Genomic DNA, 16,797 nt, shown 5'->3' with positions numbered 1-16,797 from the left:
GCGCGCCAGCCGCCCCGGCTAGAGAGCCGCCCGAGTGGGCGTGTAGCTCAGTGGTAGAGCACTGTGTTGACATCGCAGGGGTCGCAAGTTCAATCCTTGCCACGCCCACCATTTTCCACCCCGATAATGGGTTGCAACGGACCCGTTTCCGCGCGCTCGGCGGGTGACCCGTCCGATAGCCCCTCAGATCAGCGCAGCCGCTCGGCGTGCCAGCGCAGGTGATCGGCCATGAAGGTCGCGATGAAATAATAGCTGTGGTCGTAGCCCGGCTGCATCCTGAGCGTGAGCGGAATGCCCGCTGCATCGCACGCCGCTCTCAGCAGTTCGGGCCGAAGCTGTTCCTTCAGGAAATTGTCGGCATCGCCCTGATCGACGAGCAGTTCGGGCAGCCGCGCGCCATCCTCGATGAGCGCCGCCGCATCGTGGCGGCGCCAAGCGGCGCGGTCGGTGCCGAGATAGCCGCCCAGCGCCTTCTCGCCCCACGGCACCTGCCCCGGCGCGACGATGGGGGCGAAGGCGGAGACTGACTTGAAGCGATCGGGATGACGAAGCGCCACGGTCAGCGCACCATGTCCGCCCATCGAATGGCCGGTGATCGCTTGCCGCGCCATATCGACCGGGAAGCGCTTGGCGATCAGCGCCGGCAGCTCCTCGGTGACGTAGCTCCACATGCGGTAATTGCGATCGAACGGGGCCTGCGTGGCATCGACGTAGAAGCCCGCGCCCAAGCCGAAATCCCACGCGCCGTCCGGATCATCCGGCACATCATCGCCGCGCGGGCTGGTGTCGGGGGCGATGAAGGCGAGGCCAAGTTCGGCACAGGCGGCGCGATACTCGCCTTTATCCGTCACGTTGGCGTGAGTGCAGGTGAGGCCGGAGAGATACCAGACCAAAGGCACCGGTCCATGCTCGGCCTGCGGCGGCAGATAGAGCGAGAAGGTCATCGGCGTCCCGGTCGCCGCGGAATTGTGGCGATAGACGCCCTGCGTGCCGCCGTGCGCCCTGGCTTCGGAAATCGTCTCGATGGTCATGATGGCTCCCGGCGCGGTGCCGGCCGCGCGTCAACGGAATACGAAGAGATACAACAGGATGATGATGGGGATCGGGATGCCGATCAGCCAAAGCAAAATGCCTTTCATGCGTGTCACTTCCAATAGCCGTATGCGCGAACTGCGCCATTGCCGCGGTCAACGGAACGCGCGGCACCGGGTTCCGGGGAAGAGGCCTTCTATTCGGCCGGCTTGTCCTTCGGCACGCGATGGAGCGCGCACAACTTGTTGCCGTCGGGATCGCGCAGATAGGCGAGATAGAGTTGGCCGAAGCTGCCCGAACGGACGCCGGGCGGATCCTCGATCGATGTGCCGCCCGCCGCGACGCCGGCGTCATGCCAGCGATGCACCGCCTCCGGGCTGTCCATCGTGAAGCCGATCGTGGCGCCGTTGGAGACGGTCGCGTCCTTCCCGTCGAGCGGCTTCGCGACCATGAAGGTGCTGCGGTTGTGGAGATACATCAGCCGGCCCTTCTCGTCGGTCATCACGGGCTTGGCGCCCATCGCGCCGAACAGCGCGTCGTAGAAGCGGCGGGACCGGTCGAGATCGTTGCTGCCGATCATCATGTGCGAATACATGGGCTTCCTCCCTTACTACTGTTTTCAGATGCAGATATGCGGCGCCGCAGTTGCCGGATCGCCGGTATTTGGTGTGCCGCTCGGCTCGATCAGCAGCATCTTAACCTCGCCCCGTCGCGCGACCGGGCGGTGCTCGGTTCCCGAGGGTACGACGAACAGTTCGCCCGGGCCAAGTGTGACAACGCGGTCGCGGAGTTCGATGTCCAGTTCGCCGTCCAGCACTAGAAAGAAATCATCGGTATCAGGGTGGTTGTGCCAGTGAAACTCGCCCTGGACGCGGACGACCATGATGTCGTTGCCGTTATATTGCGCGACCGTGCGCGGCGACCAATGCTCGGCAAAGCTATCGAGCTTTTCGGCAAGGTTAACCTTGTCCATCAATAGACGACCACGCTGCGGATGCTGGTGCCCGCGTGCATCAGATCGAACGCGCTGTTGATATCCTCCAGCGGCATCGTGTGGGTGATGAGCGGGTCGATCTCGATCTTGCCGTCCATATACCAGTCGACGATGCGCGGCACGTCGGTGCGGCCGCGCGCGCCGCCGAACGCCGATCCTTTCCACACCCGGCCGGTGACGAGCTGGAAGGGGCGGGTGGCGATCTCCTTGCCCGCCTCGGCAACGCCGATGATCGTGGAGACGCCCCAGCCGCGGTGGCAGCATTCCAGCGCCGCGCGCATCACATCGGTATTGCCGGTGCAATCGAAGCTGTAGTCGGCGCCGCCGTCGGTAACGTCAAGGATCGTCTGGACGAGCTTGTCCTCGCCCACGTCGCGTGGGTTGATGAAATGGGTCATGCCGAAGGCCTCGGCCATGGCGCGCTTGGCGGGATTGACGTCGATGCCGACGATCTTGTCCGCGCCGACCATTCGGGCGCCCTGGATGACGTTGAGGCCGATGCCGCCGAGTCCAAACACCACGACATTGGCGCCCGGCTCGACGCCCGCCGTCCAGATCACCGCGCCGACGCCGGTGGTGACGCCGCAGCCGATGTAGCAGATCTTGTCGAACGGAGCGTCGGGGCGGACCTTTGCCAGCGCGATCTCGGGCATGACGGTGAAGTTCGAGAAGGTCGAGCAGCCCATGTAATGGTAGATGGTCTCGTCGCCGAGTTTGAAGCGGCTGGTGCCGTCCGGCATCACACCCTTGCCCTGCGTCGCGCGGATCGAGGTGCAGAGGTTGGTCTTCTGCGAGAGGCAGGATTTACACTGGCGGCATTCCGGCGTGTAGAGCGGAATGACGTGATCGCCGACCGCGACCGAGGTGACGCCCGCGCCAACCTCGCGGACGACGCCTGCGCCCTCGTGGCCGAGGATCGAGGGGAAGATGCCTTCGCTGTCCTTGCCTTCCAGCGTATAGGCATCGGTGTGGCAGATGCCCGTCGCCATGATCTCGACCAGCACTTCGCCCGCCTTGGGTCCCTCCAGATCGACCTCGTGGATTTCGAGCGGCTTGTTGGGGGCGACGGCGATGGCGGCGCGGGTCTTCATGGCGGGGCAGTCTCCTTTGTGAAGACGGTCCCTAGCGGCAATGATCCGATCAGGAAATGCGCGGCACGCTGAGGCGGGGGATTTCGAGCTTCGGGCAACGGTCCATCACGACCCTCAGCCCGGCCGCTTCGGCGCGCGCTGCGGCTTCCTCGTTGACGACGCCGATCTGCATCCACACCGATTTGGCGCCGGCGGCGATCGCTTCGTCGACCGCTTCGCCGGCCGCCTGCGGGCGGCGGAAGATGTCTACCATGTCGATCGGTTCGCCGATCTGGGATAGGTCGCGCCAGACATACTCGCCATGGACATGCTCGCCGGTGATCTGCGGGTTGACCGGGATCACGCGATAGCCGTGGCCTTGCAGGAAGCGCATCACGCCGTAGCTCGGACGGTCGGGGCGGTCGGACGCGCCGATCAGCGCGATGGTGCGGGTGTTCGCGAGCAGGTCGCGGATGTCGTCGTCGCTGGTGAGGGGCACGTCGGTCTCCCGTTCTAGCTGCGGTCCCACTTATGTCATCCCCGCGAAAGCGGGGATCCAAACGGCGGCGCGACTGGGTTCCCGCTTTCGCGGGAATGACTATGACGCGGGCTCGAAGGGAAGAATGTTCAACCCGTCTCCCGGTTCAATTCCTCGACGAGCCGGGCGGCGATCCGCGCGAAAATCTCAGATTCGGCACCTTCCCCAGAAGCCGGCGGACGTCCCGCGTCCGATTGCTGGCGGATCGAGAGGGTGAGGGGAACGCGGCCGAGGAAGGGTATCTGCATCACCCGCGCCGCCGCCTCCGCGCCGCCTTGGCCGAACGGATCGGATTCCTCGCCGCAATGCGGGCAGACATAGCCCGCCATATTCTCGACGAGGCCGAGCACCGGCACGTCCATCTTGCGAAACAGATCGATCGCACGGGTGGCGTCGATCAGCGCCAGATCCTGCGGGGTGGAGACGATCACCGCGCCCGCGGGCTTCCACTTCTGGATCAGCGACATCTGGATATCGCCGGTGCCGGGCGGCAGATCGACCACGAGCAGCTCGGTCTCGCCCCAATCGCCGTCCGCCAATTGGCCGAGCGCGGTCGCCGCCATCGGCCCGCGCCAGGCAAGCGCACTGCCCGCCTCGACCAGTGATCCGATCGACAGCATCTTCACACCATAGGCTTCGACCGGCACGATCTGCTTGTCGGCGAGCTCGGGCCGGCTCTCATTGCCCATGATGCGCGGCTGCGAAGGGCCATAGATGTCGGCGTCGAGCAGCCCGACCTTCTTCCCGCTCCGCGCCAGCGCGACGGCGAGGTTGGCGGAAAGCGTGGATTTGCCGACGCCGCCTTTGCCGCTGCCGATCGCGACGATCGTCCGTTGCACCTTGTCGGCAGTCATCGCGATGCGCAGGTCGCGGACGCCCGGCACGCCGACGACGGCGGCACGGATCGCCCGTTCAAGGCTCGCGCGGGTGTCGGCGGAAAGCCCGGTCACGTCGACGATCAGGCTCGCCACGCCCTCCTTGACGCGCGGCGCCTGGACGCGGCCGGAGGAGGCGATGTCGCCGCCCTTGGGATCGGGGATGCGGCCGAGCGCGGCGAGAAGCGGCTGGATTTCCTCTGTCATCGCGCGCAGTCGATAGGATGTTCTGCGCCCGTTGCCAGCCTTTTTCGGCGCTGCGCTTCTCTTCCAGCGGAACGCTTCCTATAAAAAGCCTATGACGAGATTCCTTGGGTTGGGCGGACGCATCGGCGCGCTCTTCAACGACAACCGTAACGGACCATGGGGACCGGGTGGCGGCGATGGCGGTTCCGGCGGCGGATCGGGTGGCGGCGGAAGCGGCGGCGGGCCGCGCAATCCGTGGAGCCAGCCACCCCGGCGGCGCAAGCCCGGCGGCGGCGGCCTCGGCAACGTCACCTCGCTCGACGATTTCCTGAAGAAGAGCCGCCAGCGCTTCGGCGGCGGCATTCCCGGGGGCGACGGCAAGCCCTATTGGCTCTACGGACTCGCCATCTTCCTCGCGATGTGGCTGGTCTTCACCAGCGTCCACCGCATCGGACCGCAGGAACGCGGCGTCATTACGCGCTTCGGCGAATATGCCGGAACGCTGGGGCCGGGTATCGGCCTGACGCTGCCGGCGCCGATCGACGCGGTGCAGAAGGTCGATGTCGAGGAAATCCGCACGATCGATATCCCCGACCAGTCGGGGAGCGAGAATCTGATCCTGACCGGCGATCAGAACATCATTGATCTCGCCTATTCGGTTCGTTGGAACATTCGCGATCCGCAGCTTTACCTGTTCCAGATCGCCAATCCCGAGAATACGATCCGCGAAGTCGCCGAGAGCGCGATGCGCGCGGTGGTCGCGAGCGCGACGCTGGAGGATGCGATCGGCTCTGGCCGTGGCGAGCTCGAGCAACGAGCCGAGCAGGTCGCGCAGCAATTGCTCAACGAATATCGCGCCGGCATCGTGATCCAGGGCATCGCGATCAAGCAGTCCGATCCGCCCGCGGCGGTCAACGACGCCTTCAAGGAAGTGTCGGCGGCGCAGCAGGAGGCGCAATCCTATATGAACCAGGCTCGCGCCTATGCGCTGCAGCTCACCGCGCAGGCGCAGGGTGAATCGGCGGCGTTCGACAAGGTGTATGAGGAATATCGCCTCGCGCCCGAAGTCACCCGTCGCCGCATGTATTACGAGACGATGGAGAAGGTCCTGAAGAACGTCGACAAGACCATCGTCGAGGCGCCGGGCGTGACGCCCTACCTCGCGCTTCCCGAAGTCCAGCGCCGCCAGCAGCAGCGCCAGGCCCAGCCGGAGGCAGGCCAATGATCGGGCGCCTCGGCCGCAACCCCATTGCGCTCGCCTTCCTGGCGATCATCCTGCTCGTCATCATCGGCTCGACCTTCGCGATCGTGCCGGAGACGAAGCAGGCGGTTGTCGTGCGCTTCGGCGAGCCGCAGGCGATCGTGAACCGCTACAAGGATGGCGAGACCTTCGGCCGCTCCGGCGCGGGTCTCATCGCACGCGTGCCGTTCATCGACCGGCTGGTCTGGATCGACAAGCGCATCCAGAGCGTGGACATGGACCGCCAGCAGGTGCTGTCGACCGATCAGCTCCGCCTGCAGGTCGATGCCTTCGCGCGCTACCGCGTGGTCGATCCGCTGCGCATGTATATCGCGGCGGGCACGGAAGAGCGGGTGAGCGATGCGCTCCGGCCGATCCTGGGCTCGGCGCTTAGGAACGAGCTCGGCCGGCGTCCGTTCGCGGCGCTGCTCAGCCCCGAGCGCGGGCAGGTGATGGACAACATCCAGACCGCGCTGAACCGGGTCGCGCGGCAGTACGGCGCCGAAGTGGTCGACGTCCGCATCAAGCGCGCCGACCTTCCCGAAGGCACGCCGCTCGATTCCGCGTTCCAGCGGATGCGGACGGCGCGTGAGCAGGAAGCGCGCTCGATCCGCGCGCAGGGGCTGAAGCAGGCGCAGATCATCCGCGCCGAAGCCGATGCGGAAGCCGCGAACGTCTATGCCGAGGCGTTCGGCAAGGATCCGCAATTCTATGACTTCTACCGGGCGATGCAGTCCTATCAGACCACGTTCCTCGACGAAAACGGCCAGAATGCGGGGCGGACGAACATCATCCTTTCGCCCGACAACCGCTATCTGCGTGAATTCCAGGGGCGCACAAACTGATTACGTCTGTCATCGTTCAACAGCCGTTCAGCCGCGCTCCATAGCTTCCGCGCCGTCACGCCACCTGGCGTGAAAGGCGGGGTTGCTGAAGATTGGCAAGGAGGATCCTTATCGTGCGTTACGTCTATGGCATCACTGCTGCGATGCTGCTGGGGGGCGCCGCCGCGACGCTGACCATCGGTCCCGTCGGAGCGCAGACCGCGCAGAACGAGCCGGGCGCCATCGCCCCTGCCGCGCCCCGCGCCGGCGCGCCGATGAGCTTCGCCGATCTTGCCGACCGGCTCGCGCCGGCGGTGGTCAACATCTCGACCCGGCAGAGCATCCAGGTCAGCCGCCAGCGCAACTTCCCCCCGGGCTTCGAGGAATTCTTCCGCCGCTTCGGCGCGCCGGTACCCGAAGGCGGCCAAGGCCAAGGCCAGGGTAACGACAATACCGTCACCCAGCGCGGCGGGTCGCTCGGCTCGGGCTTCATCATCTCCGAGGACGGCTATGTCGTCACCAACAACCACGTCATCGCCCCGGCGCGGACGGGTGCCACGGTTGACGAGATCACCGTCACGCTGTCCGATCGCCGCGAGTTCCGCGCGCGGTTGATCGGGCGCGATACGGCGTCCGATCTGGCGCTGCTCAAGATCGACGAAGAAGGGCTGCCTTTCGTCCGCTTCGGCGATTCGACGCGCACCCGTGTCGGCGACTGGGTGGTGGCGATCGGCAATCCGTTCGGTCTCGGCGGCACCGTCACCGCGGGCATCGTCTCGGCGCTCCACCGTAACATCGGCGCCGGCGCCTATGATCGCTACATCCAGACCGATGCGTCGATCAACACCGGCAACTCGGGCGGCCCGATGTTCGACATCGCCGGCAACGTCATCGGCATCAACACCGCGCTGATCTCGCCGACCGGTGGCAACGTCGGCATCGGCTTCGCCATCCCCGCCGAGCAGGCACGGCCGGTGATCGAGGCGCTGCGCCGCGGTGAGTCGGTGAAGCGCGGCTATATCGGCGTCAGCCTCCAGCAGCTCGACGAGGGCGTCGCGGCGGCGCTGGGCATTCCCAAGAACCGTGGCGAGCTGATCCGCAGCGTCACCGCAGGCGGACCCGCGGCGCGCGCCGGCATCCAGCAGGGTGACGTAGTGGTCGCGGTCAACGGCAAGGAAGTGACGCCCGATCAGTCGCTGTCGTGGCTGGTCGCGCAGCAGCCGGTCGGCTCGCGTGTGCCGATCGATCTCGTCCGCAACGGCAATCGCCAGCGCGTGACGCTGCAGGTCGCCGAACGGCCGAGCGACGAGGAACTGGCGAAGATCGCCGGCGTCGAGGACGAGCAGGAAGTGAGCGAGCCGCCGGCCGAGGAGCAGAGCAGCAGCCAGAAATCCGCGCGCGAGAGCCTGGGCGTTACCGTCCAGACGCTTACGCCGGAGATCGCGCGGTCGCTGAGGCTCCGCGACGTCAACCTGAAGGGCGTGGTCGTTGCCGCAGTCGATGCGTCGAGCGATGCGGGCGCGCAGGGCGTCCGGGTCGGCGACATCATCCTTTCGATCGACCGGCGCCCGACACGGACGCCGGAAGAGGCGGTCGCCGCGGTTAACGCGGCGCGCTCGTCCAACCGCGAGTCCGCGCTGCTGTTGCTCCAGCGGGGCAACAACCAGCCGCTTTACGTCGGCATCAAGCTGACCAAGCGCTGATCTATCGGGCGGGGGCGGGCCATACGGCCCGTCCCCGCCGATCAGCGATCGCCAAGACCCACCAGCAGCGTTGGCCCTGCGCCGCTAAGCGTCTATGTCTGCCGCCAGAGACGGGCGGGAGACGGCCATGGACGAGGGCGTGATCTACATCGGCAAGGGCGAGGGCGGGCCGCAGAATCTCGTCCTCCGCCGCGCCAACCGGCACGGCCTGATCGCCGGTGCGACCGGCACCGGCAAGACGGTGACGCTCCAGGGCCTGGCCGAGAGCTTTTCGGCGCACGGCGTCCCGGTGTTCGTCGCCGACGTGAAGGGCGATCTCGCCGGCCTCGCGATGGCCGGATCGCCGACCGACAAGTCGCATGGCGCGATGACCGGCCGCGCCGCCGACATCGACCTCGAAGGCTATGCCTATGCCGACAATCCGGTGGTCTTCTGGGATCTGTTCGGTGAGCAGGGCCACCCTGTCCGCGCGACGATTTCCGAAATGGGTCCGCTGCTGCTCGCGCGGCTGATGGGGCTCAACGAAACGCAGGAGGGCGTGCTCGCCATCGCATTCCGGCTGGCGGACGAGGAAGGGCTGCTCCTCCTCGATCTCGCCGACCTCCAGTCCCTGCTCGCCTATTGCGCGGAGAAGGCGCCGGAGCTGCAGGCGCGCTACGGCAACGTCACCCGCGCCAGCGTCGGCGCGATCCAGCGGGCGCTGCTCCAGCTCGAATCGCAGGGCGGTAAGGGCTTCTTCGGCGAGCCCGCGCTGGCGATCCCCGATCTGCTCACCACCGACGATCAGGGTCGCGGCGTCATCAGCATCCTCGCCACCGACAAATTGATGGCGAGCCCCAAGCTCTACGCTACCTTCCTGCTCTGGCTGATGTCCGAGCTGTTCGAGCAGCTTCCCGAGGTCGGCGATCCCGACAAGCCGACGCTCGTCTTCTTCTTCGACGAGGCGCATCTGCTGTTCGACGACGCGCCGCCCGCGCTAAAGGAGAAGATCGAGCAGGTCGTCCGGCTCATCCGATCGAAGGGTGTCGGCGTTTACTTCGTGACGCAGAATCCGATCGACATTCCCGATACGGTCGCGGGTCAACTCGGCAACCGGGTCCAACATGCGCTGCGCGCTTTCACGCCGCGTGATCAGCGGGCGGTCGCATCGGCGGCGGAAACCTTCCGGCCCAACCCGGCGATCGATGTCGCGAGCGCGATTACCGAGCTGCGCGTCGGCGAGGCGCTGGTGTCGCTGTTGCAGGAGGATGGCGCGCCGTCGCCGGTCGACCGCACGCTGATCGCGCCGCCGCGCTCGCGGCTCGGCCCGCTCACCGCCAAGGAACGGGCGATCATCCAGTCGCTGTCGCCGTTCGACGGCAAATATGACACTGCGGTCAATCGCGAGAGCGCCGAGGAGATACTGGCGCTGCGCACCGCCGAGACCGCCGCGGCCGCGAGCGCGGCCAAGCTCGCCGAGGCCGAAGCGAAGGCGGCGGCACTCCGCGCCAAGGAAGAGGAAAAAGCGCGCAAGGACGCCGAGCGCGCGGCTGCCAAGGCGGAGCGCGAGCGCAAGGCCAATCCCTCGCTTGCGGAGGATATGGTCCGCCAGGTCAGCCGCACGATGCAGCGGCAGGTGGCAAACAAGGTCGCGGGATCGCTGCTGCGCGGGATCCTCGGCGGGCTGCTGCGCGGCCGGTGAGCGCGCCGCACCCGGCGCTCGCGGCGCTGCGCGGCGACGTGCCGGGCAATGCCTGGCCGCCGCTCCATAGCAGCCGGCTGGGCTCGCTCGCCGCGCTGATCCGCGAGCTCGACGCGACGCAATGGCTCAGCCCCGAGGCGATCGCCGAGGGCCAGCGGCGCCAGTTGACGCTGCTTGCGCGTCATTATGTCGATCGTTCGCCGCACTTCGCGGCACGTCTGAAAGGTGGCGGCCTTACCGCCGATACGCTCGCGGACAATTTCGCTGCGCTGCCGCTGCTCGAGCGGCGGACGCTGCAGGCCGATCCTGGCACGCTGGAAGAGGGCGCGCTTCCGGCCGGGCACCAGCCCATCCAGTTCGTCCAGACATCAGGATCGACCGGCGAGCCGGTGAAGGTCGCCAAGACCGCGGTGACGCAGCTCTTCTGGGCGGCGATGACCATCCGCTATCATCTCTGGCACGAGCGCGATTTTACCGGACGCCTCGCCGCCGCGCGTGCGCTGATGCCCGATCCCGGGCCTTCGGCCACGTGGGGCAGCCCGTTCACCGCCTTCTTCGAGACCGGGCCGGCGCTGCGCATCGACAACGGCGTCGACATCGCGGCGCAAGCGGCCGATCTGGCCGCGTTTCGCCCCGATACGCTTATAGTTTATCCGACCAACCTCGCCGCGCTGCTCGATCGGATAGAGGCGGGCGATCTCGCGCTGCCGAGCCTCAAGCGCGTCCGCACTATCGCCGAGACGCTGCCGCCCGAGGTCCGCCGCCGCGCCGAGGCAAGCCTGGGGGCGAGCGTACGCGACTGCTATTCCTCCGAGGAAGCCGGCTATCTCGCGATCGAATGTCCTGAAGGCGGGCAATATCACGTCATGGCCGAGACGCTGCTGATCGAGGTGATCGACGACGCCGGACGCCCGTGCCGCGAGGGCGAGGTGGGGCGGGTCGTCGTTACCGACCTCCACAATCACGCGACGCCGATCATCCGCTATGCGATCGGCGACCATGCCGAAGTCGGCGGGCGCTGCCGCTGCGGGCGGGGCCTCCCGACGCTGAAACGCATCCTCGGCCGCACGCGCAACATGATCCTGCTGCCCGACGGGCGGAGCTATTGGCCGCTTACCGCCAACAAGCGGCTGCGCGAATTCGCGCCGGTGATCCAATATCAATATATCCAGGAATCGCTGGAGAGCGTCGAGGCGCGGCTGGTGGTCGAACGGCCTCTGACTATGGAGGAAGAGGAAGCGCTACGCGGCGTTATCCGCCTCTACCTCGGCCACGACTTCGCGATCCGCTTCACCTATTTCGACGAACAGATCCCCAAGGGGCGCAACGGCAAGTTCGAAGAGTTCAAGCGCAGCTTCTGAAGCCGCGGCACTATTTGAAGAAATGCGCCGCGATATCGCGGGCGATGCGCGTCGGGCGGAGCGTTCCTGCATCGACGCAGCACCAGCTCGATTTGACTTCGGCGAGCACGTCCTCGCCGCGCTGGATCATCGTCCGGTAGAAGGCGCGGGCGCCCTCTACCTTCTCGAGCACCACCTTCGCGACCACGTCGTCGTCGAGGAAGGCGGGCTTGCGGTAGGTGATCTCATGCTGGAGCGCCACCCACAGGTGGCGCGCCACTGCTTCCGCCGGCGCGAGCTTGCGCCAGTGGCCGACGACCGCCTCCTGCACCCATTTCAGATACACGGCATTGTTGACGTGTCCCATGAAATCGATGTCGCCCGGCTCGATGCCGATCGGATGGAGGTGGGCGGTTCGGGTCATGTCACTCACAATAGTGTAAGTAACACTCGGAAGCTACGATTCAATGAAGGCCGACGGCACGGACGAGATCTGCGCCGGTCCAGGTTTTCCGGCCGCCCGCCTCGGCATCCTTGACCAGCCGGACGATTGCAGCGTTGACTGGCGCGGTCCGGCCCAGCCGTTCCGCGAGCGCAACAACTTCGCCGTTGAGGAAATCGACCTCGCTGGTGCGACCCGCGTCGAAGTCCGCCGCCATCGATCCGCGCGCTTTGGGGTCGACCTTCTGGATGCGCAGGAACAGATTGTGGAACAGCCAGTCGGGCGTGTCGATGGTGGCCGGGAGCAGCCGGGGCGGCACTGCGCCGACCTTTGCCGGCTCGATCCCCGCCGCGCGCAGCATCGCAAGTTCCTCGCGCATCGTCGCCGCCATCACCCGGCGGAACGGGCGCTGACGCAGCTCGTCGCGGATGGTGGTGCCGGAGAGCGCGTTGATCGCATTGTTGAGGTTGAACAGCAATTTGCCCCAGGCGATGCCGGTCATGTCGTCGTTGAGCCGGATGAGGCCCGGCCGCTCGCCGATCGCGGCGGCGAGACGCTCGCTGACCGGCGTGCGGGTGGCGGTGATGTCGCCGAAGCTGGCGCGATGCCAGCGGCCGGGGCCGAGCGGAATGACGTTGTAGGGCACCATCCCCGCGACGATGTCGAACTCCGGCAGCAATGCGCGCAGCCGGTCCGGGCTGCTGACGCCGTTCTGGAAGCTGATGACCGACGTGCCGGGCCGCGCATGGGCCGCGATCGAACGCGCGGCCTCCTCGACGCCCGTCGCCTTGACGGTGAGCGCGATTATGTCGGCATCCGCCAGAGCGGCGGGATCGCTGGAGAAGGCGATGCCGGGCACGTCGGCGTTCCAACCATCCTGATCGCTGAGGCGGAGCCCGTGCGCCGCGATGTCCGCGCCGATCCGGTCGCGGCCGATCAGCGTGACGGGAAGCCCGGCGGCCGCCCAGGCGCCACCGACATAGCAGCCGATCGCCCCCGCCCCGAAGACGGCGATGCGCTCAGCCGCGGCCACGATATCCCGGCACGTCCTGCGGCGGCACCCAGAGGCCGACGGGCGGCTCGCCGCTCTGCCAGAAGACGTCGATCGGTATGCCGCCGCGCGGATACCAATAACCGCCGATGCGCAGCCACTGCGGCGCCATCTCCTGCACCAGCCGCTCGGCGATGCCCACCGTCACGTCCTCGTGGAAGCCGGCATGGTTGCGGAACGATCCGAGGAACAGCTTCAGCGACTTGGATTCGACGATTGTCTCGCCCGGCGCATAATCGATGACGATATGCGCGAAATCCGGCTGGCCGGTGACCGGACAGAGCGAGGTGAATTCGGGCGCGGTGAAGCGGACGAGGTAAGCGCGGCCGGTGCGCGGGTTGGGCACATAGTCCAGCGTCGCCGCGTCGGGCGAGGCGGGGAGGCTGCTCGTCTGGCCGAGATGGGTGATCGACATGGCCGCATCGCTTAGCGCGTTCGCCCGCGGCCCGGAAGCCATGCCCGCAAAAGCCGCACTTGCCGCTCCGTTTCGCACCATGTTAGCCCCGCTCCCGAACAGGGAAGGATGCTCCATGAATTTCGGCCGCGTGCTCGTTTCGCTCGCCCTCTGCCTTGCCGCGCCCGCTTGGGCGCAGGAGGCGGCGGACAAGAAACCCGCCGAGAAGGACGCCGCGCCGATCCCGGAGCCCAACGTATCGGTCACGCAGCATCGCGGTACCTTCAACGGCCGCAGCATCGCCTACCGCGCGATCGCCGGCGAGACTTATCTCAAGGACAAGGACGGCAAGCCCACCGCGGCGATCTTCTCCACCACCTATATCGCCGACGGGCTCAGGGATCCGGCGAGCCGCCCGGTCACCTTCCTGTTCAACGGCGGCCCCGGATCGGGTTCGGTGTGGCTGCACATGGGCGCGTTCGGCCCGAAGCGCGTCGCAATACCCTCGGACGGCACCGACGACGGCGCGCCGCCCTATCCGATCGTCGACAATCCCGATGCGTTGCTCGACGTCACCGACATCGTCTTCATCGATCCGGTCGGCACCGGCTTCAGTCATGCGCTGGGCAAGACCGATCCCAAGGATTTCTGGGGCGTAACCAAGGATGCGCAGTCGGTGGCGCAGTTCATCCGCCTGTGGCTCAACGAGCATGGCCGGTGGAACAGCCCCAAGTTCCTCGGCGGCGAAAGCTACGGGACGACGCGCTCCGCCGCCGTCGTCAACGAGCTGGAGGGCGCCTATAACGACGTGTCGCTCAACGGCGTGATCCTCATCTCCACCGTGCTCGATTTCGCAGCCGGCGCGGACACGCAGGGGAACGAGCTGAGCCCGATTCTCAACCTGCCGTCGATGGCGGCGACCGCGCTTTATCACGGCAAGGCGCAGGCCGCTTCGGTCGAAAGCTTCGTCGAGGAGGCGCGGCAATTCGCGATCGGGCCCTACGCGGCGGCGCTGCTCAAAGGCCAGCGGATCGGCGCCGACGAGCGCGCCTCGGTGCGCCGCGAGCTCTCGCGCTTCACCGGCCTTTCCGAAACCTATCTCGACCAGGCGGACCTGCGCGTCGAGCCGGGGCGCTTCTACAAGGAGCTGCTACGCGATCGCGGGCTCACCGTCGGCCGCCTCGACAGCCGTTATACCGGCCGTGATTATGACAGCGCCGGCGAGACGCCCGACAATGATCCCAGCTTCTACGGTATCGACGGCGGCTACACAGCCGCGATCAACAGCTACATGCGCGGCGATCTGGGCGTGAAGACCGATCGATCCTACGTCACCATCGGCAGCGTCCAGCCGTGGGACTGGAAGATCGAGGGCGGACGCGACAGCAACGCCTATCTCAACCTCACCCCCTATCTCGGCCGCGCGCTGCGCGAGAATAAGGATCTGCGCATCTTCGTCGGCCAGGGCTATTATGATTTCGCGACGCCGTTCTTCGCGGCCGAATATGCGCTGACCCGCACCGGCATCCCGCAGGACCGCATCGAATATCAATATTATGGCTCGGGCCACATGATGTACGTGCGCGACGAGGACCGGGTGAAGCTGAGCGCGGACGTCAGGCGTTTCATCCAGCAGCGCTGACGCCCCGTATCTAGGGCGGCAGGGGATGGGAGACCGAATAAATGCTGCTCATCCTTCTCGCCTATCTGGGCGGCGTGCTGACCATCGTCAGCCCGTGCATCCTGCCTGTCCTCCCGTTCGTGTTCGCGCGCGCCAACCAGTCGTTCGTCAGGAGCGGCCTCCCGATGCTCGCCGGCATGGCGATCACCTTCGCAGGGATTGCGACGCTCGCCGCGGTCGGCGGCGGTTGGGCCGTGCAGGCGAACCAGTGGGGGCGGTGGGCCGCGATCCTGCTGCTCGGCGCGTTCGGGCTGACGTTGCTGTTTCCAGCGCTTGCCGATCGCGCGATGCGGCCGCTGGTCGCGCTCGGCGGGCGGCTCTCGGCCTCGGCGGACGCGGCGGAGGCAGAAGGGCGGGGCCGCATTGGCACATCGCTCCTGCTCGGCATTGCGACCGGCCTGTTGTGGGCGCCGTGTGCGGGGCCGATCCTCGGCCTTATCCTTACCGGCGCAGCGCTCAACGGCGCGAGCGCGAGCACCTCGCTGCTGCTTCTCGCCTACGCCCTCGGCGCGGCGACGTCGCTGGCGCTTGCGCTGCTCGTCGGCGGACGGGTGTTCCGCGCGATGAAACGCTCGCTTGGAGCGGGTGAATGGGTGCGCCGCGGGCTTGGGCTGCTCGTGTTGGCGGGCGTCGCGGCGATCGCGCTGGGGCTCGACACGGGGTATCTCGCCAAGCTCTCGACCGCGCAGACCAATGCGATCGAGCAGGGGCTGGCGTCCAAGCTCGGCATGAAGGACATGGCGGGCAGCACCAAGGTGAAGGAAGGGCAGGGCGGCGCGCTCGATCTCCCGGTCGAGGGGCCGATGCCGTCGATCGACGGCGCGGTCGAATGGCTCAACTCGCCGCCGCTCACCCGCGAGCAGCTTCGCGGCAAGGTCGTGCTGGTCGATTTCTGGACCTATAGCTGCATCAATTGCATCCGCGCGATCCCCTACGTCCGCGCCTGGGCGGAGCGGTATCGCGATGCCGGGTTGGTGGTGATCGGCGTCCATGCGCCGGAATTCGCCTTCGAGCGGGCCGTCGCCAACGTCCGCCGCGCGATGGCCGATCTCGGCATCGCCTATCCGGTCGCGATCGACAATGATTACAAGATCTGGCGCGCGTTCGATAACCGCTACTGGCCGGCGCATTACTTCGTCGATGCCGCCGGGCGCGTGCGCTACCACCATTTCGGCGAGGGCAAATATGACGTGTCCGAGCGCGTCATCCGCCAGCTCCTGCGCGAGGCGGGGCGCGATCCCGGCGCCGCCGCGTCGGTGCGCAAGGCGGCGGTCGAGGAATCGGCCGCCGGGGCGACGCTCCGATCGCCCGAGACCTATCTCGGCTACGTGCGCGCCGCCAATTTCCAGTCGCCGGGCGGGATGCCGCACGACAAGAGCAACGCCTATCTGCTTCCCGCGAAGCTCTCGCTCAACCAATGGGGGCTCGGCGGGCGCTGGACGGTGAACAAGCAGGCGTCGGTGCTCGATACCGCGGGCGGGCGCATCCGTTTTCGCTTCCACGCGCGCGATCTCCATCTGGTGCTCGGCGCGAGCGATCGTCCGGTGCGGTTCCGCGTTACCATCGACGGCAAGGCGCCTGGTGCGGATGCGGGGCTCGATGTCGATGCGGCGGGCAACGGCCGCGTCACTGGCCAGCGGCTCTATCAACTCGTCCGCCAGCAAGGCGCGGTCGGCGAGCGCGAGTTCGAGATTGAGTTTCTCGATCCCGGCGTCCAGGCTTTCGCCTTCACCTTCGGCTGACGGA

Annotated in this window: 16 protein-coding genes and 1 tRNA gene; 8 read left to right on the top strand and 9 right to left on the bottom strand. The window is 67.0% G+C overall.

Annotation, left to right across the window (positions count from 1 at the left end; genetic code table 11):
* Positions 1-36 precede the first annotated feature (36 nt).
* Positions 37-111: transfer RNA gene (locus B9N75_RS02250), tRNA-Val, on the top strand.
* Positions 112-188: 77 nt separating this feature from the next.
* Here the strand turns inward: B9N75_RS02250 and fghA are convergent.
* From fghA to B9N75_RS02220, 6 genes are all read right to left on the bottom strand, one after another.
* Positions 189-1,031, bottom strand: coding sequence for an S-formylglutathione hydrolase (gene fghA / locus B9N75_RS02245; protein WP_085217330.1), 843 nt, complete (start codon positions 1,029-1,031; stop codon positions 189-191).
* Between the two features lie 197 nt (positions 1,032-1,228).
* On the bottom strand, positions 1,229-1,627 hold the full coding sequence (locus tag B9N75_RS02240; RefSeq protein WP_085217329.1) for a VOC family protein: 399 nt from the start codon (positions 1,625-1,627) through the stop codon (positions 1,229-1,231).
* 24 nt (positions 1,628-1,651) lie between these two features.
* Complete coding sequence (locus B9N75_RS02235; protein ID WP_197685125.1) at positions 1,652-2,005, bottom strand: cupin domain-containing protein; 354 nt, start codon at positions 2,003-2,005, stop codon at positions 1,652-1,654.
* Positions 2,005-3,117, bottom strand: a complete 1,113-nt coding sequence (locus B9N75_RS02230; RefSeq protein ID WP_085217327.1) for an S-(hydroxymethyl)glutathione dehydrogenase/class III alcohol dehydrogenase — start codon at positions 3,115-3,117, stop codon at positions 2,005-2,007. Before B9N75_RS02230 ends, B9N75_RS02235 begins: the two co-directional genes overlap by 1 nt.
* A 49-nt stretch (positions 3,118-3,166) precedes the next feature.
* Positions 3,167-3,595 (bottom strand): CoA-binding protein, encoded by a 429-nt coding sequence (locus tag B9N75_RS02225; protein ID WP_085219355.1) that lies wholly within the window; start codon positions 3,593-3,595, stop codon positions 3,167-3,169.
* A gap of 128 nt (positions 3,596-3,723) precedes the next feature.
* Positions 3,724-4,716 carry an Mrp/NBP35 family ATP-binding protein gene (locus B9N75_RS02220; protein ID WP_085217326.1) on the bottom strand — a complete coding sequence of 331 codons (993 nt, stop codon included), beginning with the start codon at positions 4,714-4,716 and terminating at the stop codon, positions 3,724-3,726.
* A gap of 91 nt (positions 4,717-4,807) precedes the next feature.
* Here B9N75_RS02220 and hflK point away from each other — a divergent pair, with 91 nt between their 5' ends.
* The 5 genes from hflK (at position 4,808) to B9N75_RS02195 (ending at position 11,504) form a co-directional block, all read left to right on the top strand.
* Positions 4,808-5,920: an FtsH protease activity modulator HflK gene (hflK, locus tag B9N75_RS02215; RefSeq protein ID WP_085217325.1), complete on the top strand. Its 1,113-nt coding sequence runs from the start codon at positions 4,808-4,810 to the stop codon at positions 5,918-5,920.
* A complete protein-coding gene (gene hflC / locus B9N75_RS02210) occupies positions 5,917-6,780 on the top strand; it encodes a protease modulator HflC (protein WP_085217324.1) in 864 nt (287 codons plus the stop codon). Before hflK ends, hflC begins: the two co-directional genes overlap by 4 nt.
* A 113-nt stretch (positions 6,781-6,893) precedes the next feature.
* On the top strand, positions 6,894-8,462 hold the full coding sequence (locus tag B9N75_RS02205; RefSeq protein WP_085217323.1) for a Do family serine endopeptidase: 1,569 nt from the start codon (positions 6,894-6,896) through the stop codon (positions 8,460-8,462).
* A 127-nt stretch (positions 8,463-8,589) separates the two neighbouring features.
* Positions 8,590-10,143, top strand: a complete 1,554-nt coding sequence (locus tag B9N75_RS02200; protein WP_085217322.1) for a helicase HerA-like domain-containing protein — start codon at positions 8,590-8,592, stop codon at positions 10,141-10,143.
* A complete protein-coding gene (locus B9N75_RS02195) occupies positions 10,140-11,504 on the top strand; it encodes a phenylacetate--CoA ligase family protein (RefSeq protein ID WP_085217321.1) in 1,365 nt (454 codons plus the stop codon). The genes B9N75_RS02200 and B9N75_RS02195 overlap by 4 nt, the downstream gene beginning before the upstream one ends.
* Before the next feature lie 10 nt (positions 11,505-11,514).
* Here the strand turns inward: B9N75_RS02195 and B9N75_RS02190 are convergent, their stop codons facing one another.
* From B9N75_RS02190 to queF, 3 genes are read right to left on the bottom strand one after another with little or no spacing between them, the layout of a single operon-like run.
* The gene (locus B9N75_RS02190) at positions 11,515-11,907 is read right to left on the bottom strand and encodes an acyl-CoA thioesterase (RefSeq protein WP_085217320.1); all 393 of its coding nucleotides are present in this window, start codon (positions 11,905-11,907) and stop codon (positions 11,515-11,517) included.
* A 40-nt stretch (positions 11,908-11,947) separates the two neighbouring features.
* On the bottom strand, positions 11,948-12,958 hold the full coding sequence (locus B9N75_RS02185) for a 2-dehydropantoate 2-reductase (RefSeq protein ID WP_172840784.1): 1,011 nt from the start codon (positions 12,956-12,958) through the stop codon (positions 11,948-11,950).
* Positions 12,945-13,391, bottom strand: coding sequence for a preQ(1) synthase (queF, locus tag B9N75_RS02180; RefSeq protein WP_157123654.1), 447 nt, complete (start codon positions 13,389-13,391; stop codon positions 12,945-12,947). Before queF ends, B9N75_RS02185 begins: the two co-directional genes overlap by 14 nt.
* Positions 13,392-13,506: 115 nt before the next feature.
* Here queF and B9N75_RS02175 point away from each other — a divergent pair, with 115 nt between their 5' ends.
* Together B9N75_RS02175 and B9N75_RS02170 are read left to right on the top strand one after the other, a co-directional pair.
* On the top strand, positions 13,507-15,012 hold the full coding sequence (locus B9N75_RS02175; RefSeq protein ID WP_085217317.1) for a S10 family peptidase: 1,506 nt from the start codon (positions 13,507-13,509) through the stop codon (positions 15,010-15,012).
* Positions 15,013-15,053: 41 nt separating this feature from the next.
* Positions 15,054-16,793 carry a cytochrome c biogenesis protein DipZ gene (locus B9N75_RS02170; protein WP_085217316.1) on the top strand — a complete coding sequence of 580 codons (1,740 nt, stop codon included), beginning with the start codon at positions 15,054-15,056 and terminating at the stop codon, positions 16,791-16,793.
* Positions 16,794-16,797 lie beyond the last annotated feature (4 nt).

Source organism: Allosphingosinicella indica, assembly GCF_900177405.1.
Taxonomy (GTDB): Bacteria; Pseudomonadota; Alphaproteobacteria; order Sphingomonadales; family Sphingomonadaceae; genus Allosphingosinicella; species Allosphingosinicella indica.
This window is presented reverse-complemented; position numbering and strand designations above follow the sequence as displayed.

Coding starts and splice junctions, on each gene's coding strand:
- B9N75_RS02200 (WP_085217322.1), top strand. CDS start 8,590: ATGGACGAGGGCGTGATCTACATCGGCAAGGGCGAGGGCGGGCCGCAG.
- B9N75_RS02240 (WP_085217329.1), bottom strand. CDS start 1,627: ATGTATTCGCACATGATGATCGGCAGCAACGATCTCGACCGGTCCCGC.
- queF (WP_157123654.1), bottom strand. CDS start 13,391: ATGTCGATCACCCATCTCGGCCAGACGAGCAGCCTCCCCGCCTCGCCC.
- fghA (WP_085217330.1), bottom strand. CDS start 1,031: ATGACCATCGAGACGATTTCCGAAGCCAGGGCGCACGGCGGCACGCAG.
- B9N75_RS02230 (WP_085217327.1), bottom strand. CDS start 3,117: ATGAAGACCCGCGCCGCCATCGCCGTCGCCCCCAACAAGCCGCTCGAA.
- B9N75_RS02170 (WP_085217316.1), top strand. CDS start 15,054: ATGCTGCTCATCCTTCTCGCCTATCTGGGCGGCGTGCTGACCATCGTC.
- B9N75_RS02175 (WP_085217317.1), top strand. CDS start 13,507: ATGAATTTCGGCCGCGTGCTCGTTTCGCTCGCCCTCTGCCTTGCCGCG.
- B9N75_RS02220 (WP_085217326.1), bottom strand. CDS start 4,716: ATGACAGAGGAAATCCAGCCGCTTCTCGCCGCGCTCGGCCGCATCCCC.
- B9N75_RS02235 (WP_197685125.1), bottom strand. CDS start 2,005: ATGGACAAGGTTAACCTTGCCGAAAAGCTCGATAGCTTTGCCGAGCAT.
- hflK (WP_085217325.1), top strand. CDS start 4,808: ATGACGAGATTCCTTGGGTTGGGCGGACGCATCGGCGCGCTCTTCAAC.
- hflC (WP_085217324.1), top strand. CDS start 5,917: ATGATCGGGCGCCTCGGCCGCAACCCCATTGCGCTCGCCTTCCTGGCG.
- B9N75_RS02190 (WP_085217320.1), bottom strand. CDS start 11,907: ATGACCCGAACCGCCCACCTCCATCCGATCGGCATCGAGCCGGGCGAC.